23 protein-coding genes are annotated in these 23,254 nt (G+C 44.7%); all 23 read left to right on the top strand.

Features of this window, described 5'->3' with window-relative positions:
• Nucleotides 1-31 precede the first annotated feature (31 nt).
• The 23 genes from spoVE (at nt 32) to EV213_RS04130 (ending at nt 23,214) form a co-directional block, all read left to right on the top strand.
• Nucleotides 32-1,123: a stage V sporulation protein E gene (gene spoVE, locus EV213_RS04020; RefSeq protein ID WP_341770320.1), complete on the top strand. Its 1,092-nt coding sequence runs from the start codon at nt 32-34 to the stop codon at nt 1,121-1,123.
• A 21-nt stretch (nt 1,124-1,144) separates the two neighbouring features.
• Entirely contained in the window at nt 1,145-2,044 is a 900-nt protein-coding gene (murB, locus tag EV213_RS04025) for a UDP-N-acetylmuramate dehydrogenase (protein WP_133579202.1), read from the top strand.
• A 1,287-nt stretch (nt 2,045-3,331) separates the two neighbouring features.
• Nucleotides 3,332-4,132, top strand: a complete 801-nt coding sequence (locus tag EV213_RS04030) for a cell division protein FtsQ/DivIB (protein ID WP_133579203.1) — start codon at nt 3,332-3,334, stop codon at nt 4,130-4,132.
• Entirely contained in the window at nt 4,122-4,823 is a 702-nt protein-coding gene (locus EV213_RS04035; protein WP_243739981.1) for a DUF881 domain-containing protein, read from the top strand. The genes EV213_RS04030 and EV213_RS04035 overlap by 11 nt, the downstream gene beginning before the upstream one ends.
• Before the next feature lie 4 nt (nt 4,824-4,827).
• Nucleotides 4,828-5,538, top strand: coding sequence for a DUF881 domain-containing protein (locus EV213_RS04040; protein ID WP_133579205.1), 711 nt, complete (start codon nt 4,828-4,830; stop codon nt 5,536-5,538).
• A 1-nt stretch (nt 5,539) separates the two neighbouring features.
• Nucleotides 5,540-5,911 (top strand): small basic family protein, encoded by a 372-nt coding sequence (locus EV213_RS04045; protein ID WP_133579206.1) that lies wholly within the window; start codon nt 5,540-5,542, stop codon nt 5,909-5,911.
• 221 nt (nt 5,912-6,132) lie between these two features.
• Entirely contained in the window at nt 6,133-7,419 is a 1,287-nt protein-coding gene (gene ftsA / locus EV213_RS04050) for a cell division protein FtsA (RefSeq protein ID WP_133579207.1), read from the top strand.
• Between the two features lie 39 nt (nt 7,420-7,458).
• Nucleotides 7,459-8,628: a cell division protein FtsZ gene (gene ftsZ, locus EV213_RS04055; protein ID WP_133579208.1), complete on the top strand. Its 1,170-nt coding sequence runs from the start codon at nt 7,459-7,461 to the stop codon at nt 8,626-8,628.
• 1,082 nt (nt 8,629-9,710) lie between these two features.
• Nucleotides 9,711-10,625 carry a sigma-E processing peptidase SpoIIGA gene (gene spoIIGA / locus EV213_RS04060; protein WP_166639151.1) on the top strand — a complete coding sequence of 305 codons (915 nt, stop codon included), beginning with the start codon at nt 9,711-9,713 and terminating at the stop codon, nt 10,623-10,625.
• Nucleotides 10,626-10,628: 3 nt separating this feature from the next.
• Nucleotides 10,629-11,360 carry an RNA polymerase sporulation sigma factor SigE gene (gene sigE / locus EV213_RS04065; RefSeq protein ID WP_133579210.1) on the top strand — a complete coding sequence of 244 codons (732 nt, stop codon included), beginning with the start codon at nt 10,629-10,631 and terminating at the stop codon, nt 11,358-11,360.
• Nucleotides 11,361-11,414: 54 nt separating this feature from the next.
• The gene (gene sigG, locus EV213_RS04070) at nt 11,415-12,227 is read left to right on the top strand and encodes an RNA polymerase sporulation sigma factor SigG (protein WP_243739988.1); all 813 of its coding nucleotides are present in this window, start codon (nt 11,415-11,417) and stop codon (nt 12,225-12,227) included.
• 162 nt (nt 12,228-12,389) lie between these two features.
• Nucleotides 12,390-12,638: a YlmC/YmxH family sporulation protein gene (locus EV213_RS04075; protein ID WP_133579212.1), complete on the top strand. Its 249-nt coding sequence runs from the start codon at nt 12,390-12,392 to the stop codon at nt 12,636-12,638.
• An 82-nt stretch (nt 12,639-12,720) separates the two neighbouring features.
• Nucleotides 12,721-13,509, top strand: a complete 789-nt coding sequence (pgeF, locus tag EV213_RS04080) for a peptidoglycan editing factor PgeF (RefSeq protein WP_133579213.1) — start codon at nt 12,721-12,723, stop codon at nt 13,507-13,509.
• A gap of 3 nt (nt 13,510-13,512) precedes the next feature.
• Nucleotides 13,513-14,193 (top strand): YggS family pyridoxal phosphate-dependent enzyme, encoded by a 681-nt coding sequence (locus EV213_RS04085; RefSeq protein WP_133579214.1) that lies wholly within the window; start codon nt 13,513-13,515, stop codon nt 14,191-14,193.
• 59 nt (nt 14,194-14,252) lie between these two features.
• Nucleotides 14,253-14,690, top strand: coding sequence for a cell division protein SepF (locus EV213_RS04090; protein WP_133579215.1), 438 nt, complete (start codon nt 14,253-14,255; stop codon nt 14,688-14,690).
• A gap of 9 nt (nt 14,691-14,699) precedes the next feature.
• Nucleotides 14,700-14,960 carry a YggT family protein gene (locus EV213_RS04095; RefSeq protein WP_133579297.1) on the top strand — a complete coding sequence of 87 codons (261 nt, stop codon included), beginning with the start codon at nt 14,700-14,702 and terminating at the stop codon, nt 14,958-14,960.
• 2 nt (nt 14,961-14,962) lie between these two features.
• Nucleotides 14,963-15,742: a YlmH family RNA-binding protein gene (locus tag EV213_RS04100; protein ID WP_133579216.1), complete on the top strand. Its 780-nt coding sequence runs from the start codon at nt 14,963-14,965 to the stop codon at nt 15,740-15,742.
• Nucleotides 15,743-15,896: 154 nt separating this feature from the next.
• Entirely contained in the window at nt 15,897-16,397 is a 501-nt protein-coding gene (locus EV213_RS04105; RefSeq protein ID WP_133579217.1) for a DivIVA domain-containing protein, read from the top strand.
• A 370-nt stretch (nt 16,398-16,767) separates the two neighbouring features.
• Nucleotides 16,768-19,539, top strand: a complete 2,772-nt coding sequence (gene ileS / locus EV213_RS04110; RefSeq protein ID WP_133579218.1) for an isoleucine--tRNA ligase — start codon at nt 16,768-16,770, stop codon at nt 19,537-19,539.
• A gap of 50 nt (nt 19,540-19,589) precedes the next feature.
• On the top strand, nt 19,590-20,057 hold the full coding sequence (lspA, locus tag EV213_RS04115) for a signal peptidase II (protein WP_133579219.1): 468 nt from the start codon (nt 19,590-19,592) through the stop codon (nt 20,055-20,057).
• Between the two features lie 3 nt (nt 20,058-20,060).
• Nucleotides 20,061-20,981: an RluA family pseudouridine synthase gene (locus EV213_RS04120; protein ID WP_243739982.1), complete on the top strand. Its 921-nt coding sequence runs from the start codon at nt 20,061-20,063 to the stop codon at nt 20,979-20,981.
• Between the two features lie 251 nt (nt 20,982-21,232).
• The gene (gene pyrR, locus EV213_RS04125; RefSeq protein WP_133579220.1) at nt 21,233-21,775 is read left to right on the top strand and encodes a bifunctional pyr operon transcriptional regulator/uracil phosphoribosyltransferase PyrR; all 543 of its coding nucleotides are present in this window, start codon (nt 21,233-21,235) and stop codon (nt 21,773-21,775) included.
• A gap of 140 nt (nt 21,776-21,915) precedes the next feature.
• The gene (locus EV213_RS04130) at nt 21,916-23,214 is read left to right on the top strand and encodes a uracil-xanthine permease family protein (RefSeq protein WP_133579221.1); all 1,299 of its coding nucleotides are present in this window, start codon (nt 21,916-21,918) and stop codon (nt 23,212-23,214) included.
• Nucleotides 23,215-23,254 lie beyond the last annotated feature (40 nt).

Genomic DNA, 23,254 nt, shown 5'->3' on the forward strand with positions numbered 1-23,254 from the left:
CTAATTCATGTTGACAGAGGTGTCCTTGGTCATGAAAAAACAAACCCCTGATTTCTTTTTGTTCTCGGTGACGATGCTTTTGCTCGCTATTGGCATCATCATGGTGTATAGTGCGAGTGCGATTTGGGCGGATTATAAATTTGATGACCCTTTTTTCTTTGCCAAACGGCAGCTTCTTTTTGCAGGTCTAGGGATCGTCGCAATGCTCTTTGTTATGCAAGTGGACTACTGGAATTGGCGATCGTGGTCCCTCGTCTTGCTTATCGTCTGCTTTCTACTTCTCGTGCTTGTTTTGATCCCTGGGGTCGGTCTTGTTCGAGGCGGGGCAAGGAGTTGGCTCGGCGTTGGCGCCTTTTCAATCCAACCCTCGGAGTTTATGAAATTAGCGATGATCGCTTTTTTAGCACGCTTTTTAGCACAGCGGCAAAAGTACATTACGCAATGGCGAAAAGGGATGCTCCCTGTTTTAGGGCTTGTCTTTTTGGCGTTTGGCATGATTATGTTGCAACCGGATCTAGGCACTGGCACGGTGATGGTCGCTACTTGTATGGTGATGCTGTTTGCTGCCGGTGCGAAAATCAGGCACTTTATCATGCTTGGACTGCTAGGTGTTGTTGGTTTTGCGGGATTGGTATTATCTGCACCGTATCGAATTAAACGTATTACGTCCTTTATGGATCCCTGGTCAGATCCACTGGGGAGTGGATTTCAAATCATTCAGTCATTGTATGCGATTGGCCCTGGTGGTCTTTTAGGACTAGGCATTGGACAGTCACGACAAAAATACTTTTATTTACCCGAGCCTCAAACAGATTTTATTTTTTCAATTGTTGCTGAGGAATTGGGATTCATTGGTGGGGTGTTCGTTCTGTTGTTGTTTGCCATCATTCTATGGCGAGGGATACGTATTGCCCTTGGCGCACCGGATTTGTATGGGGCATTCATCGCTTTGGGCATCTGTACAATGATTGCCGTTCAGGTGTTTATCAACATTGGCGTCGTTACAGGGCTAATGCCAGTGACAGGAATTACACTTCCGTTTTTGAGCTACGGAGGGTCTTCTTTAATGCTAATGCTTGTTGCTGTGGGAGTGCTTCTTAATGTCAGTAAACACGCAAAATAATACTTTCAGGAGTGTGAAGATATGACACAATTGGCGGCAGAGCTACAGCAAATTAACGACACAACTGTCCGACAAAACGAGTCGTTGCAAAAGCATACGTCACTTAAAATTGGTGGCCCTGCAGACATCCTCGTCATTCCTGGATCTATGGATGCCATAGGGGCAATTGTCGCCGTGTGCAACGACCATAAAGTGCCTCTGTTTGTCATCGGACGGGGCTCGAACTTGCTCGTTCCTGATGAAGGAATCAGAGGCGTTGTTCTCAAGTTAGGCAAAGGAATGGATCATTACCAAAAAGAGGGTCAGCTTGTAACTGTAGGTGGAGGGTATCCTCTCGTAAGACTTGCTATGACGACAAGTAGAGACGGTCTCTCGGGATTTGAATTTGCAGGAGGCATTCCAGGGTCATTGGGTGGCGCAGTCTATATGAACGCGGGCGCGCATGGATCAGACATCTCGCAAGTGTTAAAAAGCGCGCGCGTTTTATTCAAGAACGGGGAAATAGCAGAGCTTTCGAACGAAGACATGCAGTTTGCCTATCGCACGACGGTGTTGCAGAAAAACCGCCCAGGAATTTGCCTTGAAGCAACGTTTGCACTTCAGCCAGGGGATGCGGATGAAATTACAGCCAAAATGGTTGCTAACAAAACCTATCGAAAAACAACACAACCTTATGAGTTTCCAAGTGCAGGAAGTGTTTTTCGTAATCCGTTGCCTGAATTTGCAGGGCATCTTATAGAACAAGCTGGATTAAAGGGCCATCAAATTGGTGGTGCTCAAGTGTCTGAGCAACATGCCAATTTTATTGTCAACGCAGGTGACGCAAAAGCAAATGATGTAAAAGCACTCATAAAATTCATTCAAGACACGATTTATGAAAAAAATGGCATCTCACTTAAAACGGAAATTGAAATCATTTGAGACAGGAAGTTTCTAAACTGTGTTAAAATAGATGAATACCGAAAAAACGGTGAACGTGCGGTCAGCTGTTGATGAACGTTTGCTTTCCTTGTTGAGTTCCCTTGCAATGTCTAGGATATTCACTTAGAAAGTCAAATGGTCATTTTTCAGCTTGCTAGTTGTTTTTTCTACATGATGACGGCGAATGGGCCGTTTTTCTTTCGTTTTATCTGGCATTTTGTAAAACTGATCTTTTTTTATAATGACACGCTGGTTGTGTCTGATTAGAAGCAAGGTGAGATAGATCGAGTGATTGACATCTTGAGAACAATACCTATTAAATTACTAGTTGAGTTCCCTTTTAACTTTTTCACTTCATAAAAAAATGAGTGCATCATTAAAAGCAGTTATTAATGAGACTACAGAGGCAAAGAAAACACGATGAGGTCCTTTCGAATCGATGTTGCGCTTATGCCCTTCAGGGTGTAAAGAAAACAAGACCGCTTCGTCAAAATACTTCGCGTTCCGCGGGCACGGCTTCAGCTTCCTCGGAAAGCGAGCTTTCCTGCGGGATCTTCAGCTCGCGCTGTTCCACCCTAAAGGGTACAAGTGCAACATCGACTCAAAAAGACTTCGTCGTGTTTGCTTTGCCGCAGGAGTCTGCGTATTTTGACTACGCTGATGTTTGTTTCTGCGTAAATTGTTTTTATTTTTTATTGGTCTCGTATATCGAGTAAGAAAGCATTTTAAGGCGCGATTGCTTACCAAGCAAGACAAGTATTGTTTCATGCAAAGTGTTACTTCACCTTGTGCAGTATTGATGCAACGATGGAATTCGGGGCTGGCAGTGCTTGAGTGAACGCAAGGTGACATAGATCAATTGACATCTTGTGAGCAACTTTTGCTGTAACCAATAAAATAGATTACTTATGCTCACGATCCTATTTTTTTTTAAAATCGTTTTTCAGTATCGAAGCGGACCTCTAATTGTTAAATCACTAGTTGAGTTCCCTTTTCACTTCATAAAAAATGAGTGCATTATTATAAACAGCCACTAGCGAGACTCCAGCGGCAAAGAAATCACGATGAGGTATTTCCGAGTCTCTGATGCACTTGTACCCGTAAAAAGGGTGGAAAAGCGAGCTAAGCGAGTGTATGGCAGCTTGTATAAAAAGTAACCATAAAATGAAGGTTTGCCCAGCTATATAGGCGTATCTCCCGAATGTAAGGTACTAAAGTTGAGTTAATATATTGTGTGTTGTCCAATTCATTGTTCAATTGTGTTTGTGAATTAAAGGGGGCTGTAGTGTGGAAAATGAAAAGAAAGTATACAACATTGAGGACCGCATTCCAAATCTGAAAAAACATCGAAAACGAAAAGCCAATCGGATGCTTATACTGTATGTGTCTGTGTTTTTCCTACTCATTTCAGCGATACTCTACTTTCAATCCCCTTTTAGTCATGTGCAGTCTATTTATGTTTTTGGAGAGCATTATGTATCAGAGGAAAACATAGTCCAGCTAAGTGGCCTTTCGGATGATGTCAGCTTTGTACAAGTAGATCCAGACACCGTCGCTACCCAAATTGAAGCGCACAAAGAGATCGATACAGTCTCTGTTACAAAAGAGTTCCCAAACACAGTTCGCATTGAAGTGACTGAGCACCAGCGACTTGCGTATTTAAAAAAAGATGGCTTATTTCATCCGCTGCTGGATAACGGAACGATGTTAGACGCCCTGCCAGAGGAAACAGTACCCTCAGCTGCCCCGTTGCTCGTCGATTGGACAGATGATGAGGCGCTTAAAATTATCGCAGCAGAGTTGGAAAATGTTCCTGGAATTGTATTAAATGCAATCTCAACGGTCACTTATGCCCCTACTGACGACGAACCAATGCGTGTAATCGTTTATATGAATGACGGTCATGAGGTCCATACAGTAACAAAAGGGTTTGCACAAAAAATGGCAGACTATCCATCCATTATTGCTCAGCTTGAAACTGACCAAAAAGGCATCATTTATTTGGATGTTGCGTCTTATTTTAAACCGTATGATCAAGAAGAGACATCTGAGCTTCCAAATGAGGGGGATTCAAGTGATGCGGAATAAGCTCCCGCAGAAGCTGTTATTGTTTTGCGTTATTGTCTCGCTAGGCTTCTTGCTCTCGTTTTCCTATCAGCAAACGAAGAAAAGTCCAAAAGAGCAAGCAGTAAATGGCTGGGAAGAAGAGTATACCTTCAGACAGGAACTGATTGATCTGGAGGAAAAAAATCGCGAACTAGCAATGACTTTAGAAGAAAAGAAAAGTGATGTTCAGGAGTTGGAAGCAAGCTTCGCTGACCAAGAGTCAACACTATTTAATCTTGTTGAAGAGGTTGAGAAGCTGCGTATGTTTACGTCTAGTGTTGGGATTGAAGGAAGTGGTGTCGAAGTTCAGCTTTCTGATGCGTCTTACATACCGGATGAACAGAACGTCAATCAATATCTCGTCCACGAAAGCCATATTCATAAAGTTGTTAATGAATTAAAAGCCTCAGGAGCAGAAGCCATTGCGATTAATGGTCATCGTCTACAACATGATTCCTATATTGTTTGCACGGGTCCAGTGATTACGATCGACGGCTACCAATCCGCTGCACCGTTTGTCATTACCGCTTTAGGTGACCCGGATGTACTTGAATCCTCTCTCCAGTTGCCGAACGGCGTTGTTGAACAACTTGTTTCTGACAATATTACGGTAAGAGTGGAACGGAAGGATACATATAAAATGACGCCTTACTTCACAAAAGAGGAGGCGTAATTCAGTGAAAAATGTAGTGATCACTTTCACTGTAGCTGTTGTTCTCGGACTGCTGCTTGCCGTCCAATTTAACACCTCTGACCAGCCTGAACAAAGAGACACGAGAGACAGCTGGCAGCTTCGTGAAGATTTGCAGGAGGAGCAACAGCTCAGTATGAATCTACTTGACGAAATAACAAAATATGAAAACACAATTCGTTCTTATTCATCTAGGGAAGAGGTTTCTCGTGAAAAGGCGTTACGACAAACGCTGATGGAATTAAAAAAAGAAGCTGGACTTACGGAAGTAAAGGGAAAAGGCATCGTACTTCGAGTCGATGTATTGTTTGACGAGAACCTCGTTGGTCTGCCTGTTGAAGAAGTGTCGCCAGTACTTTTGATTCGTCTTGTGAACGAATTGAACCGGTATGGTGCTGATGCGATTGACATTGCAGGACATCGCCTCGTATCGACCTCTCCAATTCGAACCGTGAATGGGGAAACCTACGTAAACAATAAACCTCTACCACCGTATCCTTTTGAAATCAAGGTCATTACGGCCGAACCAGACAAATTGCATGCTCATATGATGTATTCAAAATCCGTAGATGAATTTGCTAGAGATAATTTTTCTTTGCATTCTAGTGTTCAAGATGAGGTCACTGTCCAACCTTATTCAGAGCTTATTCGAATGATCGGCATAACACCTGTGGAGGAAGTAAAGGGGGAATCGTAGCATGTGGGTGCCATTAATCGGGTTCCTCATTGGCATATTTTTTGGGTTGTTTTCCGGCCTTTCAGTCCCAGAAGATTATGCAAACTATTTATCTATTGCTGTTCTAGCTGCCTTGGATACACTCTTTGGCGGAATCCGTGCTCATATGCAACAGGTTTTCGACAATGCCGTCTTTGTGAGCGGCTTCTTTTTTAATATGCTTTTAGCGGCAGGTTTAGCTTTTCTGGGTGTGCATATTGGTGTAGACTTATACTTAGCGGCGGTGTTTGTCTTCGGTGTTCGACTCTTTCAAAACATTGCTGTGATTCGTCGCTTGTTGCTTGCGAAATGGGCTGCGAATCGTGCACAAACCAATGGAAAAAAATCTACATAAAAAAAGGGAAACAGATTCGTTTGTTGAATACATGTGTGTAACGATTTGATGACACAGGTTACAAATAGTGAATATTGAGCGAAAGTTTATAACGTATAACGCATTAGATGAGCAAATCGCCTCAAGTGAATAATAGGAATTTTTTCTTAGAGTAGCCCTATCATTCTCACTTGATATAGATGATTAATGTGATTCGCTTTACTCAAAGGAGGTGCCAAGGAATGAACAACAATGGGATTTATGTGAGCTTAGACATCGGTACGTCCAATGTAAAAGTCATCATCGGTGAACTGTCTGGTGATGTCCTGAATGTCATAGGAGTAGGTAATGTTGTCTCAAAAGGCGTACGCAAAGGATCGATCGTTGATATAGATGAAACGGTACTTTCCATCCAGAAAGCTGTAGAACAGGCCGAACGCATGGTCGGTGTTGAAATTAATCGCGTTATTGTAGGGATTGCTAGCAATCATATCCAATTGCTTCCTTGCCATGGTGTTGTTGCTGTAGCGAGTGAAAACCGTGAAATCTCTGACGATGATGTTGCTCGCGTGATTGATGCGGCTCAAGTAGTATCTATTCCTCCAGAGCGAGAAATTATTGATGTCATCCCACAACAATTTATTGTGGACGGTTTGGATGAAATTAACGATCCAAGAGGCATGATTGGTGTTCGCTTAGAAATGGAAGGTACGATCATTACCGGCTCAAACACAGTTTTACATAATACGCTACGGTGTGTAGAGCGAGCGGGCTTGGATATTATTGATATTTGTCTGCAACCGTTAGCGGCAGGGTCTGTAGCGCTTTCTAAGGATGAAAAAAACATCGGGGTAGCGCTCATAGATCTTGGCGGTGGCTCAACGACAGTTTCTGTGTTTGAAGAAGGCACCTTACAGGTCACCTCGATGCTTCAAGTGGGGGGAGATCATATTACAAAGGACCTTTCTATTGGTCTTCGAACCACCACTGAAGAAGCAGAAAAAATGAAAAAAACTTATGGGCACGCCTATTTTGATCACGCCTCTGATGAGGAAACGTTCGATGTTTCGATGATTGGAAGCAATCAGACGCAGACGTTTTCTCAGCTTGATATTGCTGAAATTATTGAAGCAAGACTTGAGGAATTATTTATAATGGTAGGCAAAGAGTTAACGGCTCTTGGGTATCCTCATTTGCCAGGAGGTCTGGTGCTTACGGGTGGAGTCGCAAGCATGCCCGGCGTACTGGAACTGGTCCAGGATGTCACACAACACAATGTGAGAGTAGCGATTGCAGATTACATTGGCGTCCGTGAACCACAATATACAACAGGGGTTGGTGTGATTCAATTCGCACACAGAAATATGAAAATCCAGGGGAAGGAAGTCGCAGCTTCCATCGCTACAGAAGAAAGCAATCGACCTGCCACGACGAAAAAGAAAAAAGCCCCTGCAGCAGAGCCTAAGGATAAAAACCAACCTGGGCTATCAAAAAAAGTGAAACACTGGTTTAACAATTTTTTCGAGTGACCGCGAATTTCGTGAGTAAATCGTTTAGGAGGATCTTACATGCTGGAGTTTGATACAAGTATGGACCAATTAGCAACGATCAAAGTGATCGGTGTTGGCGGTGGCGGAAGCAATGCTGTCAACCGCATGATAGAGCACGGGGTACAAGGGGTAGAATTTATCGCTGTAAATACAGACAATCAAGCGTTGAATCTATCAAAAGCTGAAGTGAAAATGCAAATCGGTGGGAAACTTACTCGTGGACTTGGCGCTGGAGCCAATCCAGATGTCGGAAAAAAAGCGGCTGAAGAAAGCAAAGAGCAGCTTGAAGAAGTATTAAAAGGCGCCGATATGGTGTTTGTAACGGCAGGTATGGGAGGCGGCACGGGAACAGGCGCTGCTCCTGTAATTGCATCGATTGCAAAAGAACTTGGCGCTCTCACGGTAGGTGTAGTCACACGTCCATTTACGTTTGAAGGTCGCAAGCGTGCGAACCAAGCGAGCGGTGGCATTGGGGCAATGAAGGAAAAGGTAGATACACTCATTGTCATTCCAAACGACCGACTGCTCGAAATTGTTGATAAGAACACACCGATGCTTGAAGCCTTCCGAGAAGCAGACAATGTCTTGCGTCAAGGGGTTCAAGGCATATCGGATTTAATTGCGACGCCAGGTTTAATTAACCTCGACTTTGCTGATGTAAAAACCATTATGTCGGATCGTGGGTCTGCGCTAATGGGCATTGGAATCGCGACAGGTGAGAATCGTGCCGCTGAGGCAGCGAAAAAGTCCATTTCCTCACCACTGCTTGAGACGTCTATTGATGGCGCTCAAGGGGTAATTATGAATATTACTGGTGGTACGAACCTTAGCTTGTATGAGGTTCAGGAAGCTGCTGATATTGTTGCGCAAGCCTCTGACCTAGAGGTTAATATGATTTTCGGTTCCGTCATTAATGAAGAACTGAAGGACGAAATTGTTGTCACTGTCATTGCGACAGGATTTTCGGACAAGGATTTAGAACAACAGCCAAAAAGTCAAAGGACGCCACAGCGTTCTCAGGCAACTGGTCCTTCAGCGAATCAAAAGTTTCGCAATCCACCACAGGAACAAGCGCAGTCAACAGAGGAGCCGCGTGAACAAAGCCGCCCTCAGCAAGGATACCAGCAACAAGAGGATACGCTTGATATTCCGACATTCCTTCGCAATCGCAACCGTCGCAAAAAATAATGAATACAAGAAACGGCCAGACATTCGTATGTCAATGGCCGTTTTTTTGTCCTCTTCTCCCTTTTCCTTCACGTCTCATCGTGTTTTCTTTTCACCGCGATCGTGTTTTCTTTGCCGCTGGAGTTTCGCTAGTGGCTGCTTTTAATGATGGACTCACTTTTAATGATTTGATCACAATAAAAAAAGACTCTTTTAGTGATTTAGGGGATAGAAGTCAGCTTCGTTACTGAAAGACATTCTTTTAGAAAATAAAGGATCGAGAACATTGACACTTTTATATTTACTGAATACAGCAGGCGTCGTCTTGAATTGTTCTATGTCACCTCGCGTCCACTCAAGCATAGCCAGCGTTGATGTTGGTTTTGCACTACGCAAGTTCTCTAAACATAAGTCCACCGCTGATCAATACTGCACTAGAAGATCCAACTTGCATGAAGCGATCCACTTCCTTGTCTTGTTTGGGTGCGACACGCCTTAATACGTTACTTACATCAGCGTAGTCAAAATGCGTAGACTCCTGCGGCAAAGCAAACACGACGAAGTCATTTTGAGTCGATGTTGCACTTGTACCCTTTAGGGTGGAACAGCGCGAGCTGAAGATCCCGCAGGAAAGCCGCTTTTTGCTTTCCGAGGAAGCTGAAGCCGTGCCCGCGGAAAGCGAAGTATTTTGACGCAACGGACGTAATTGCAACATCGACTCGAGAGAAGCCCTCGTGATTTCTTTGTACCCAAATGGTCATAAGGGCAACATCGATTCGAAAATACCTCATCGTGTTTTCTTTGCAGCTAGTTATTTTGAGCGTAGAAATCTTCTTGGTAACACTAGACCCAATATAAGGTGCGAAATTTGAGTGATGAACATACGAGGTATCCTCCGTTTGACAATCTATGAAACATCCGCACATCTTTTGTGGAATTTTAGCAAAGAAATTTTTGCCTCCCCCACATATTTTGACACACTTTCTCATAGTGAATAGATATACTGGAAATCAGTTTAAAGGAGAAATGACGAAGCTCCAAAAGCAGATTAACTTGCGTCGTTTTCGCAACAACTATGCATGGAAATGCAGGTGACTCCAAAAATGTATGCAGACGTGATCTGGTTGTTGAATCTACTGTTTGATACGTGGCTTCTTTGGCTGACCGCTATCGTACTGAAACGATCGGTGTCGATAAAACGTTTGCTGCTCGGTGGTTTTGTAGGATCGGTCATTGTCATTGGTGTGTTAAGTCCGTATAGTGTTTGGTTTTCTCATCCATTGACGAAGTTAGTCATCTCTGTGCTCATGGTATTGACGACCTTTGGATTTCACAAATTCAAAGCGGTAGGACAAGCGTTGCTAACGCTTTATTTTTTAACCTTCGCTATTGGAGGCGGCATGATTGCCATTTTAAATCTGCTTGACTCCTCGTATTCGGTGGAGGGCAACGTGTTGACGACGACTGCAGGTGGGTTTGGTCATCCAGTAAGTTGGGCATTTGTTCTTGGCAGCTTTCCTGTGCTTCTGTACTTTTCCAAGAGACGTCTTACACAATTCGAAACAAAAGCGCAGACATATGAAGGGGTGTTTGATTTTCGTTTGACCCTCCATGATTCAGAAATTCGAGGTAAAGGCTTTGTCGATACAGGCAATCATTTACGTGAGCCTGTTTCTGGTCACCCAGTCATTTTTTTAAACGCCGCTCTTTTTAATGCGATGGATCCATGGATGGAGAAGATGATTGCTGCACCAATGGAGGCTGTGGCAAGCCCCCTAGGCAACGAACGCGCATTTTGTTTGATTCCCTTTCGGACAATGGGCAACACATCATCAATGGTTGCTGGGTTTTATCCGGAGGAGCTTATGCTGTCTAAAGGAGCTTCTGTGTGGACAACAACGAAGGTCCTGGTGGCATTTACATCAACCAACATTTCTCCAAGTGGGGAGTATGATGCCCTTCTTCATCCATCACTTGTCTCAAGCCATCCTATAACTTACGGGGAAGCAGGAGGATAAACAATGAAAATACGTTTGACAAACTGGCGACTTTCCGCACGACGTATCTGGCTTAAGCTCCTTAGAAAACTCAAAATAAAACCAGATGAGGTGTATTACATAGGCGGCAGTGAAGCACTTCCTCCGCCGCTGCCGAAAGACGAAGAGGCGATGTGGCTTGAGAAGTTGCCTACTGGGGATGAGCAGGCACGATCTGTTTTAATTGAACGCAATTTACGTCTTGTCGTCTACATTGCTCGTAAATTCGAAAACACAGGCATTAATATTGAAGATCTAATTAGCATAGGGACAATTGGTCTTATTAAAGCCGTCAATACGTTCAATCCTGAGAAGAAAATAAAACTGGCTACGTATGCGTCACGATGTATCGAAAATGAAATTTTGATGTATTTGCGCAGAAACAACAAAACAAAATCTGAAATTTCATTTGATGAGCCCTTAAACATTGATTGGGATGGCAATGAGCTCCTTCTCTCCGATGTCATGGGAACAGAGGAGGATGTGACGACCAAAAATGTAGAGCATGACGTCGATCGTGCCCTGCTCGTTACATCACTTGAAAAGCTGAATGAACGTGAGAAGCAAATTATGGAGCTACGCTTTGGTCTTGTCGGTGGCGAAGAAAAAACACAAAAGGATGTCGCTGACTTACTTGGCATCTCGCAATCATACATTTCAAGACTTGAGAAGCGAATTATTAAGCGATTAAAAAAAGAATTTAACAAAATGTTGTAATTTTGCAACGTTAGCCCTTCTGCATAAATTCCCTTCTGACGGAGATACTGATTCCTGACATCAGTAAGACTGTTAGGAGGGACACGATTGGCCCGGAACAAAGTGGAGATTTGTGGCGTTGACACATCAAAATTACCTGTACTTAAGAACGAAGAAATGCGCAAGCTTTTTCGAAGCATGCAGGCAGGAGATGACACAGCACGAGAAGAACTTGTCAACGGAAACCTTAGACTTGTTCTGAGCGTCATCCAGCGTTTTAACAACAGAGGGGAGTTTGTTGACGATCTTTTTCAAGTTGGATGCATCGGTCTCATGAAATCCATTGATAATTTTGATCTTGGACAAAATGTGCGTTTTTCAACGTATGCGGTGCCAATGATCATTGGTGAAATTCGTCGTTACCTTCGTGATAACAACCCGATACGTGTGTCACGGTCACTACGGGACATTGCGTATAAAGCGCTTCAGGTGAGAGAACGTCTGGTGGCAGCAACGTCAAAAGAGCCAACTCCCCAAGAAATTGCAAAAGAGTTGGATATCCCTCATGAAGACGTCGTATTTGCGCTCGATGCGATTCAGGACCCTGTGTCGCTGTTTGAACCGATATACAACGATGGCGGGGACCCAATCTTTGTGATGGATCAGATTAGCGATGACAAACAACAAGACCTTCATTGGGTGGAGGAGATTGCGCTTAAAGAGGGTATGAAGCGTCTAAATGATCGTGAGAAAATGATATTAACGAAGCGGTTTTTTCAAGGGAAGACGCAAATGGAAGTGGCCGATGAAATTGGCATCTCTCAAGCGCAGGTCTCTCGTCTAGAAAAGGCAGCGATTCAACAAATGAATAAGCATATTCAGCATTAGCAAAGACAACGACGGCGCATGATTTTCATGCGACCGTCGTTTTTGCGCGGATAAACAGCGATCAAAGCGCTTTTATTAGACATGAAACACATGCGTTCTTCGCTTCTAAAGGGTGATAGTAGCGCCATATACTGATAGAAGTAGAAGAAGGGAGGCGTAGAATTGAAAATCTCAGAGCTGCAGTCAAAGGATGTTGTGAACGTCGCAGATGGAAAACGGTTAGGCACGGTTGGGGATCTTGAAATTCATCCACGTACTGGAAAAATTGAAGCGCTCATTGTCCCTGGAGAGGGTAAAATTCTTGGCTTTAAACGAGAAGCTGAAACCATCATCCAGTGGGGGCAAATAGTCAAAATAGGTGCCGACGTCATTCTCGTGCGGAAACAAGAGCTTCTACAAGAGGAAGCGTAGTGTAAGTTTGCACATTTCAGCGATACCCACAACTCTTGAGATGTGCTAAACTAAAGGGGACGTTCGAAATGAAGGGGATTAAATGAACTCGGATAACATAACGCTACAAACAAAACATACGCTGCCCATTTTATACTGGGATCGCTTTTCAGATCGCTTATCCGCAGGTGTAACAACCCGACAAAAAGGAAGCAGTGCTCGTCCTTATGATTCGCTCAATTTAGGCACTCATGTAGGCGACGCTTCTACAGCCGTAACGAAGAATTATCAGATACTTGCAGAGGAGCTTCAGTGCAATGTCAACGACTTTGTGACGACAAAGCAAGTCCACGAAACAACCATTATGCAAGCAGATAAAATGATAAACGATGAAGAGGCGGATGGACTCTGGACGGACAAGCATGACAGCGTCATCGGTATGGTCTTTGCGGATTGCATTCCATTGGTGTTTTATGCACCAGAGGCACATCGTGCTGCCGTCCTTCACGCTGGTTGGCGAGGGACAGTGGCTGGCATTGGTTCTAAGCTGCTAGAACGATGGGCGCAGGATGATGTCTCGCAAACTGAGGTGTATGCGTTTATTGGGCCAGGGATTTGCCGAAGCTGTTATCAGGTGAACGAGGATGTCGTTGCGCAAGTGCCCAAAGCTTTGCGTCGACAAACAGTTACGTCACTAGAGAATGATCAATACTTACTAGACCTGCCTACGTTAAACAAAGAGTTGCTTGTTGAGGCAGGAATGCGGAAGGATCATATCGATACAACGACCTACTGCACGAAATGCGATTCAGAATTCTTTTTTTCGTACCGAGGGTCTCAAAGAACAGGAAGACATATGGCCTTTGCTAAACTGTGCACAAAAGGGGGCTAAAGCATGATCAATACGATCCAAGACAATGTGGCCTCTGTACAGACACGCATTCATCATGCAGCCGAGAGAGCAGGACGATCTATTGAGGACGTCACCCTCATTGCGGTAACAAAATACACGACGGTTGATGTCGCAAAAGCATTGCTGCAATCGGACCTAGCAGATCTTGGTGAAAATCGTTTGGAAGGGTTGCAAGAGAAAAGTGCAGTCATTGGCAATGGAGCGAAATGGCATTTTATCGGGAGCCTTCAGTCGCGAAAAGTTGCCTCGCTTGTTGGAATCATTGATATGCTCCATTCGCTTGACCGTGCTTCCCTCGCAAAGGAAATAAACAAGCGTTGGGAGTCACCACTGCCTTGTTTCGTCCAAGTGAATGTGTCAGGGGAACAAAGCAAGCAAGGCATTGATCCCGACAATGTCACTTCATTTATCCAAGAGCTGGCTGTTTATGAGAATATACAAATCGTCGGTCTAATGACTATGGCGCCTTTGACTAAAGATGAGAATCACCTTCGTCACTGTTTTCGCAGCCTACGTCAATTGAGAGATGAGGTTGCGAAAAAAGCCTGGTCTCATGCGCCTTGTTCGTATTTGTCCATGGGGATGTCCAATGATTTTGAGATTGCGATTGAAGAAGGAGCTACTCATGTCCGAATTGGCTCATTGCTCACAGAAGGTGTCTAGAACAATGATGGCCGATGAGACAATAACCCAACGCTTCGTTCTTGAAGGAGGTGTGTGAAGTGGGCTTTAAAGACAAATGGAAGCAGTTCATCGGGCTAGATGATGAAGAATATGAAGTGTATGAAAACGAAGGATACGCGCAAGAAGAAGAGCATACGGCAACAAAAGGCAAATCAAAACAAAATGTGGTCTCGTTGCAAAGTGTGCAGCAAAGCTCAAAAATGGTTCTCGTGGAGCCACGAATGTACGATGAGGCGCAGGACATTGCCGATCATCTGAAAAATCGACGTACGGTTGTTATCAACCTGCAACGTATTTCTTCAGACCAGGCAAAACGAATCGTAGACTTTCTGAGCGGGACAGTTTATGCCCTTGGCGGCGATATACAAAAGCTCGGTCCAAATACGTTTTTGTGCACACCAGATAATGTCGATGTGTCAGGGGCCATTACTGAAATGCTTCAAACGGATACAGATCGAAGAAATAACGGATGGTGACGAAAGATGATGACAAATATTGTTTTAGTAATATCTCAACTATTAGAAATCTATTCCTTAGTGGTCATTGTTTACGTGCTCATGTCCTGGTTCCCTAATGCACGGGAGTCATCTTTTGGCCGTATTATCGGGAGCATTGTCCGACCGTACCTTGAACCATTTCAAAAATTCATTCCTTCGCTAGGCATGATTGACATTTCGCCGATTGTTGCTCTTCTTGTACTGCGATTTGCATCGGAAGGCGCTTATAGACTTGCGTTTATGCTGTAACGATGACTGATATTTACCAGCACTACCGACCGGAAGAACGCGCGTTTGTTGACCAGGTGCACGATTGGGTTTCGCAGGTGGAGAGGCAATACGCGCCCAAACTGACGGACTTTCTTGATCCAAGACAACAAGCGATAGCGAAAGAACTCGTCGGGACAAATGGCGACGTAAAATGGCATCTTAGTGGAGGTACTGATGAAGCGGAGCGACAACGCCTTTTGCTCGCACCTGATTATTTGACGCCTTCTGAAGAGGACTATCAGCTTGTGCTGCTTGAGATTGTCTATCCAGAGAAGTTTGTGTCGCTCGAGCACTCACATGTCCTCGGGGCGTTAATGAACATCGGCCTTGAACGAGCAAAATTTGGTGATATTTTAATTCGTGATCGTGTGTTTCAACTCATTGTCTCAAAAGATGTGGCTTTGTATGTGCAGTCTGAGCTAACCTCGGTTGGACGAGCTACGGTCACTCTTGAGGAAAGACCGCTATCAAGTGCGCTTCAGATGGAGGATGACGCTGAACATCGACTACTGCTCGTCCCTTCCTTACGCCTTGATACGCTGTTGGCACAAAGCTTCAAGCTGCCAAGAACAAAGGCAACAGAGCTTATTAAAGCAAAAAAAGCTAAGGTCAATTTCCAGGTCATTGAGCAGGCGTCCTATCCCGTACGGCCAAGCGACGTTGTATCGTTAAGAGGCGCAGGGCGTATGAAGGTAGAGTCAATTGAAGGAACGACTAAAAAAGACAAGCTGCGGGTTAGCGTGAAAATAAAAAAAAGCTAGCCGCCTACAGCAGGAAAAAACGAGAACGCTGTCGAATAAATAGCTACTTCTGTTATTTGGTTCATGTAGTAGCAATACCTTTTATAAGCCCTTATTTTATGTATATAGTACTAGCGATCCTAAAAATACCGACAATTCGAAGGGAGTGTTTTTCTTGTCCTTAACCCCATTAGACATTCACAACAAAGTCTTCAGCCGACGCATGCGCGGTTTTCATGAGGATGAAGTCAATGAATACTTAGACCAAATCATTAAAGATTTTGAGCTTGTCATCCGAGAAAAGAAAACGCTAGAACAAAAGGTAGATGAGCTCACTGAACGCTTAAAGCACTTTTCCAACATTGAAGAGACGTTAAACAAATCAATTCTCATTGCCCAAGAAACGGCCGAAGAAGTGAAGCGCAATGCTGATAAAGAAAGCCGTCTGATCATTAAAGAGGCAGAAAAGAACGCAGATCGCATCATTAATGAAAGCCTTGCAAAGTCACGGAAGATCACAATTGACATTGAAGAGCTCAAAAAACAAGCAATGGTTTACCGCACCCGCTTCCGTATGCTGCTCGAGGCCCAAATGGATCTCATAAGCAATGAGGATTGGGATCGTCTTATGGAAACGACTGAGGAAGAGGAAGAATTGATTGCTCGTCGTTCCTAACGCCTTGCTTTTTCTCAAGGAATTACATATAATGACGACACAAGTTGATATATGAATCGTTGATAAGGACGCACTCCATTGGAAAAGTCGATTTACAGAGAGCTGGTCATTTCGCTGAGAGACTAGCATCGAATCGGATGGAGACATCACCTTTGAGGATTTTCTTTGATCATAGACACGACAGAGCCTATGCTAGAAGAAAACGTAGCGTCTGCGATAAGGGCATAGAGTGCTTTTGATGCGTTTGATCAAGGGTAACAGGGTGGTACCGCGGGAGTCTTCTCGTCCCTTTTAGGGATGAGGAGGCTTTTTTGTATGTCAAAGAAAACAGATCCAAACACCAGCAGATAAAACGAAAGGGCGCGATGGAATGAACTATAAAAAAACGTTATTGATGCCGAAAACCGATTTCGCGATGAAAGCCAATTTGCCAAATAAAGAACCAAATATCCAGAAGGATTGGGAAGAAAAGGCGATGTACGAGAAGGTGATGGAGCGGACAAAGGACCGTCCATTATTTGTCCTACACGATGGACCGCCTTATGCCAATGGCGATTTGCACCTTGGTCATGCCCTGAACAAAACATTAAAGGACTTTATCGTTCGCTACAAATCAATGACGGGTTATCATGCCCCCTATGTACCAGGATGGGATACGCACGGACTTCCAATTGAAGCGGCGCTCACGAAAAACAAGAAGGTCGACCGCAAAAAGATGTCGGTCGCTGAATTTCGTGCAAAATGTGAAGAGTATGCGCTTGGACAAGTGGATCGTCAGCGTGAGCAATTTAAACGCCTTGGCGGCTTAGCCGATTGGGATCATCCTTATATTACGCTGCACAAAGATTACGAGGCAGAACAAATCAAGCTTTTCGGTGAGATGGCGAAGAAGGGCTACATTTATAAAGACATGAAAGCCATTTACTGGTCGCCTTCGTCAGAATCAGCATTGGCTGAAGCAGAAATTGAGTACCACGACAAGCGCTCTGCCTCCATTTACGTAGCGTTAAAGGTAGAAGACGGGCGTGGCGTGCTTGCGTCGGATGTGGAATTTGTTATTTGGACAACAACACCTTGGACGATGCCAGCGAATTTAGGGATTGCTGTTCATCCAGACCTGTCGTATGTGGTTGTGAAGGAAGGCAATCGAAAGTTCTTAGTTGCGGAAGCCCTATTGGACAACCTCAAAGAAACGCTTGAGTGGGAAGACGCGGAGATTGTACAGACGATCAAAGGCCGTGAACTCGAGCATATTTTGGCACGCCATCCGTTTTATGAACGCACCTCGCTTGTGATGCTTGGGGACCACGTCACGACGGATGCTGGTACAGGCTGTGTGCACACAGCGCCTGGGCATGGGGAAGATGACTTTATCCTAGGGAAGCGTTATGGCCTAGATATTTTGTCGCCAGTCGATGAGCGTGGGCATTTTACAAATGATGCTCCAGGGTTCGAAGGGCAATATTACGATGCGGCCAATAAAGGCATCTCAGAGCTCCTTGAGGAAAAAGGCGCACTGTTAAAGCTATCGTTTTTTACACATTCCTATCCGCATGATTGGCGGACGAAAAAACCAATTATTTTCAGAGCCACACCGCAGTGGTTTGCCTCCATTAAAGACTTTCGCGATGAAATGATTCAGGCGATTAAAAAGGTGAACTGGTACCCAAGCTGGGGAGAGACACGGTTGCATAATATGGTCCGTGATCGTGAAGATTGGTGTATTTCACGCCAACGTGCATGGGGTGTACCAATTCCCGTGTTTTATGGCGAAAACCAAGAACCGATTATTACTGAAGAAACGATTCAGCATGTGGCTGAGTTGTTCCGTCAACATGGGTCAAACATCTGGTTTGAATGGGAAACGAAGGACTTGCTGCCGGCAGGCTTTGCGTCTGAGCATAGCCCTAACGGCACCTTTACGAGAGAAAAAGACATTATGGATGTTTGGTTTGATTCAGGCTCATCACACCAAGGCGTCCTCCAGCAGCGGGAAGAGCTACGTCGCCCAGCAGATGTTTACCTGGAAGGAAGCGACCAGTATCGTGGGTGGTTTAACAGCTCATTGTCAACAGCCGTTGCTGTGACAGGGGAAGCCCCTTACAAATCGGTCATTTCACACGGGTTTACTTTGGATGGCGAGGGCCGGAAAATGAGTAAATCGCTCGGCAATACCATTTCGCCTGACGATGTTTCTAAGCGTTTAGGAGCCGATATTTTACGCCTTTGGGTCGCATCATCGGATTACCAAGCAGACGTACGAGTGTCAGATGAAATTTTGAAACAGGTCGCAGAGGCGTACCGGAAAATCCGTAATACGATCCGTTTCCTCCTCGGCAACCTTGCTGATTTTAATCCTGAACAAGATCGTATTGACTTGAATGAACTCAAGAGCGTGGATCGCTATATTCATTCAAAACGCCAAAAGCTCATTGAAACTGTAAAAGCAGCGTATGATCGCTATGACTTCTCATCCGTGTACCAAGCGATCCATCACTTTTGTTCCATTGAGTTGAGTGCTTTTTATATGGATTTTGCGAAGGATGTATTGTACATTGAGGGGGCAAACCATCCGCGCCGCCGTGCAATTCAGACGGTAATGCATGATTCGGTTATTGATATTGTAAAGCTCTTGGCGCCAATCATCCCGCACACGATGGACGAGGCGTGGTCACATATGAGCTTTGTGAAAGAAGAAAGTGTTCATTTATCAGATATGCCAGAGGCGTTATTAAATGAAGTCAATGAAGACGATCTTGCCTATTGGGATCAATTTATGAACCTGCGGAATGATGTTTTAAAAGCACTAGAAAATGCCCGAAACGAGAAAGTAATTGGCAAGTCTTTGCAAGCGCAAGTCGACATTGCGCCTAAAACGAAGGAAGCAAGAGCGATTCTAGAGGCAGCCGATGACCTTGAGCAGTTGTTTATCGTCTCAGGCGTTACGTTGTTGCCTGCTTTAGAAGGAAACGGCGTGCACTCCTGTGAACTCGTTGATGTTCGTGTTACTGCTAAAGAAGGAAAGCGTTGTGAACGGTGCTGGACAGTGACAGATGCCATCGGATCGCACGCCACGTATCCTGATCTTTGCTCTCGATGTGCCGCTGTTGTTGAAACGCTCGATATTGACATCGAGGACTAGAACGAGTGCAGTGGATGGATGGTCCAGGCATTGAATAGGAGATGAAAACGATGTGGTATTACCTGCTTGCAGTGCTTATTATTGCCATTGATCAGGTCACAAAATGGTTTGTTGTTCGCTATATGGAAGTAACGGAAAGCATCCCCGTTCTCGGCGATTTTTTTCACATTACCTCTCATCGAAATCGAGGGGCGGCTTGGGGAATTCTTGAAGGGCATATGACATTTTTCTATATCGTCACAATTCTTGTCGTGATCGCTGTTGTGTATTATATGCAAACCTACGGCCGCCATCGTCCTCTTGCTGGATTGGCCCTCGGCTTCATCCTTGGAGGAGCGATTGGCAATTTCATTGATCGATTGTTTCGCAAAGAAGTCGTTGATTTTTTTGATTTCTTCATTCCAGTAATCGACTATAATTACCCGATTTTTAATATCGCAGACTCGGCTTTAGTGGTTGGTGTCATATTAATGATAATCCAATCATTTCGTGAAAAGCCGAAAGAGAGGACGGCATAATTGGTGAGTGAAGAAACCATTGAATTCATTGTGGAAGACAGTGCTAAGGGAGAGCGGCTTGATAAATGGCTGTCTGCTCAGTTGGCGGATGTCTCGCGGAGTCAAATCCAAGGCTGGATTGAAGGGGAGCATGTCGTCGTAAACGATGTTTTCCCAAAGGCAAAACAAAAAGTGATGCCGAACGATGCTATTGTCATCCGCGTTCCGGAGCCAGTTGTACTGGATGTCGTGCCAGAGGATATTCCAATTGAAATCACTTATGAGGATGAAGATGTTCTCGTCGTGAACAAGCCATCTGGGATGGTCATTCACCCAGCACCAGGTCACCCTAATGGAACGCTAGTGAATGCATTAATGTTTCATTGCACAAATCTATCGGGTATAAACGGTGTGCTTCGACCAGGTATAGTTCACCGTCTTGATAAAGACACATCTGGCCTTTTAATGGTCGCAAAAAATGACAAGGCACATGAGTTGCTCGTCCGACAGCTCCAAGACCGGAGTGTACAAAGACAATACCAAGCGATTGTACACGGCACTTTTTCTCATGATACAGGCACGATTAATGCGTCGATTGGCCGTGATGAAAAGGATCGACAAAAAATGGCTATCGTTAGTTCTGGAGGAAAGCAAGCAATCACTCATTTTGAAGTGATTGAAGCCCTTGGAGAGTATAGCCTTGTGACGTGTAAGCTTGAAACAGGTCGAACGCATCAAATCCGTGTACACATGAACTACATCGGCCACCCGGTCGCTGGAGATCCAAAGTATGGGAAGAAAAACACAATGGACTGTGATGGACAGGCGCTCCATGCAGGTGTGCTAGGGTTTACCCATCCAACAAGCAAAGAGTTTATTTCGTTCTCTGCTCCGCCACCCGCAGTGTTTGTACAGCTTGTCGAAAAGTTGCGAAGCATGTCTTGACGAGTCGTGGTGTGTCTACTATACTTAAGACATATACGAATAGGCCTTTAAACTCGTCCCGTGAGACGTAGAAAGGATCGGTTGTCAGAACAGCTTTTATTGTTCTGATCATTTGCAGCATGCAAAAACCCTTTTGATCTCACGCGGGATTAAAAGGGTTTTTTGTTTTGCATGACTGATCTATGCAATGACAATGAGGCGATGGCCCACAGTAGAAACGTATGATGTCGTGTGGAAATGGAGGGATGACATTGAAAAAAGCGATCGTATTGGATACACAAGCCATACAACGAGCGTTAACCCGAATCGCGCATGAAATCATTGAACGAAACAAGGGCATTGACTCTCTCGTACTCGTCGGTATAAAAACGCGAGGCATCTATTTAGCGAATCGGTTGGCAGCTCGAATTGAACAGATTGAAGGTTCCGCACCTCCAGTAGGTGAAGTGGATATCACGTTGTATCGAGATGATCTGACGATAAAAACCTCTGACCATGAGCCGCTGATTAAAGGCACTCGCATTGAGGCAGGCATTGAAGGCAAAAAGGTCGTCCTTATTGACGATGTGCTCTTCACAGGCAGAACAGTAAGAGCGGCGATGGACGCGCTTGTAGATGAAGGGCGCCCTCAGCAAATTCAATTGGCTGTATTAGTGGACCGCGGTCACCGTGAACTGCCAATTCGTCCAGATTACATTGGAAAAAATATCCCTACTTCTTCTTCAGAACAAATTGTTGTTGAGCTGAGCGAAGTTGACAATGAAGATCAAGTGAGTATTCATGAAAAAACATAAACGACCCTTTTAAGCGATGTCCCGTGAGGCGTCTAAGGGGTGAACTGCACAACTGTGAGTTGTGTAGTCCCCTCCTGCGCTCATTAAAATGCCAGGAGGTTTTTGTTTGTAAGAAGAGATATAAAAGGAGACCTGTTCACATGAAAGAACCAACATACGACATTCACGAACGCCCACCCCTTCACCGGTGGCTCATCTTTTCCTTTCAACATCTATTTGCAATGGTTGGGGCGACGGTTCTCGTTCCCTACTTAACAGGTCTTGATCCGGCGGTGGCTCTTGTTACAAGCGGTATTGGTACGCTGACATATATCCTGATTACTAAAGGTCAAATTCCAGCTTATCTTGGGTCATCCTTCGCATTTATACAACCAATTTCGGCGGCGATTGCCAATGTAGGCATTGATGCCGCAATGTTAGGCGCATTTTTGGCTGGTCTAGTGTACGGGATCGTATCGCTTTTTATTCTTTCGTTTGGTACAGAGTGGCTTCTTAAACTATTGCCACCCATTGTGGTCGGTCCGGTCATTATGGTCATTGGCCTCGGACTAGCCCCTACTGCCGTGAGTAATGCCATGAATGTAAACGGCGAATACAGTTTGCTCCATTTTTCAGTCGCTGCGGTGACGCTGCTTATTTGTATCATTGCTGCGATGTATTTTAAAGGCATTTTTGGACTTGTCCCCGTCCTTTTCGGAATGGTCGGTGGCTATCTTTATGCCGTAGCGATGGGCATCGTTGATTTTTCACCTGTCGCAGAGGCCGCATGGTTCTCTGTGCCGCAGTTTTCAATTCCGTTTGTAACTTATACGCCGACCTGGCAATGGGGTATCGCGATTGCTATGGTGCCGGTTGCTGTCGTCACCTTTGCTGAACACACAGGTCATCAGCTCGTTTTAAGCAAAGTCACCGGACGTAACACATTAAAGAAACCTGGCCTTCATCGTTCTATTGCCGGCGATGGCATTGCTGTCATGATCTCCTCCCTTTTAGGTGGACCGCCAAACACAACCTACGGTGAAAACATTGGTGTGTTGGCGATCACAAGGGTATTCAGCGTGTATGTGATTGGAGGAGCCGCTGTTATCGCCATTTTGTTTGGTTTTTCAGCGAAAGTATCCGCTTTAATCTCGTCGATTCCACCAGCAGTGATGGGCGGGGCATCCATTCTTTTATTTGGAATCATTGCCTCCTCAGGCTTGCGCATGCTGATAGACAATCGAATTGACTTCAATGAAAATCGAAACCTCGTCATTTCTTCTGTCATCCTCGTCATTGGAGTTGGCGGTGCTATGATTCGAATTGAAGGGTTCGAGCTTTCCGGAATGGCACTCGCAACGATTACTGGAATCGTGCTGAACCTTGTTTTGCCAGGGAGAGTCAGTGCGGGCTCAATGGCGCTCAATCAGCAACAAAGTGATGACGATTCTGCTGCATAAGTGATTTAGACGATAGTCGTAGGATAGGGAGGTTGTATGA

The organism is Aureibacillus halotolerans (genome assembly GCF_004363045.1).
In the GTDB taxonomy this organism is placed as follows: Bacteria; Bacillota; Bacilli; order Bacillales; family DSM-28697; genus Aureibacillus; species Aureibacillus halotolerans.

Coding starts and splice junctions, on each gene's coding strand:
- spoVE (WP_341770320.1), top strand. CDS start 32: ATGAAAAAACAAACCCCTGATTTCTTTTTGTTCTCGGTGACGATGCTT.
- murB (WP_133579202.1), top strand. CDS start 1,145: ATGACACAATTGGCGGCAGAGCTACAGCAAATTAACGACACAACTGTC.
- EV213_RS04035 (WP_243739981.1), top strand. CDS start 4,122: ATGCGGAATAAGCTCCCGCAGAAGCTGTTATTGTTTTGCGTTATTGTC.
- EV213_RS04045 (WP_133579206.1), top strand. CDS start 5,540: ATGTGGGTGCCATTAATCGGGTTCCTCATTGGCATATTTTTTGGGTTG.
- ftsA (WP_133579207.1), top strand. CDS start 6,133: ATGAACAACAATGGGATTTATGTGAGCTTAGACATCGGTACGTCCAAT.
- ftsZ (WP_133579208.1), top strand. CDS start 7,459: ATGCTGGAGTTTGATACAAGTATGGACCAATTAGCAACGATCAAAGTG.
- spoIIGA (WP_166639151.1), top strand. CDS start 9,711: ATGTATGCAGACGTGATCTGGTTGTTGAATCTACTGTTTGATACGTGG.
- sigE (WP_133579210.1), top strand. CDS start 10,629: ATGAAAATACGTTTGACAAACTGGCGACTTTCCGCACGACGTATCTGG.
- pgeF (WP_133579213.1), top strand. CDS start 12,721: ATGAACTCGGATAACATAACGCTACAAACAAAACATACGCTGCCCATT.
- EV213_RS04085 (WP_133579214.1), top strand. CDS start 13,513: ATGATCAATACGATCCAAGACAATGTGGCCTCTGTACAGACACGCATT.
- EV213_RS04095 (WP_133579297.1), top strand. CDS start 14,700: ATGACAAATATTGTTTTAGTAATATCTCAACTATTAGAAATCTATTCC.
- EV213_RS04100 (WP_133579216.1), top strand. CDS start 14,963: ATGACTGATATTTACCAGCACTACCGACCGGAAGAACGCGCGTTTGTT.
- ileS (WP_133579218.1), top strand. CDS start 16,768: ATGAACTATAAAAAAACGTTATTGATGCCGAAAACCGATTTCGCGATG.
- lspA (WP_133579219.1), top strand. CDS start 19,590: ATGTGGTATTACCTGCTTGCAGTGCTTATTATTGCCATTGATCAGGTC.
- EV213_RS04130 (WP_133579221.1), top strand. CDS start 21,916: ATGAAAGAACCAACATACGACATTCACGAACGCCCACCCCTTCACCGG.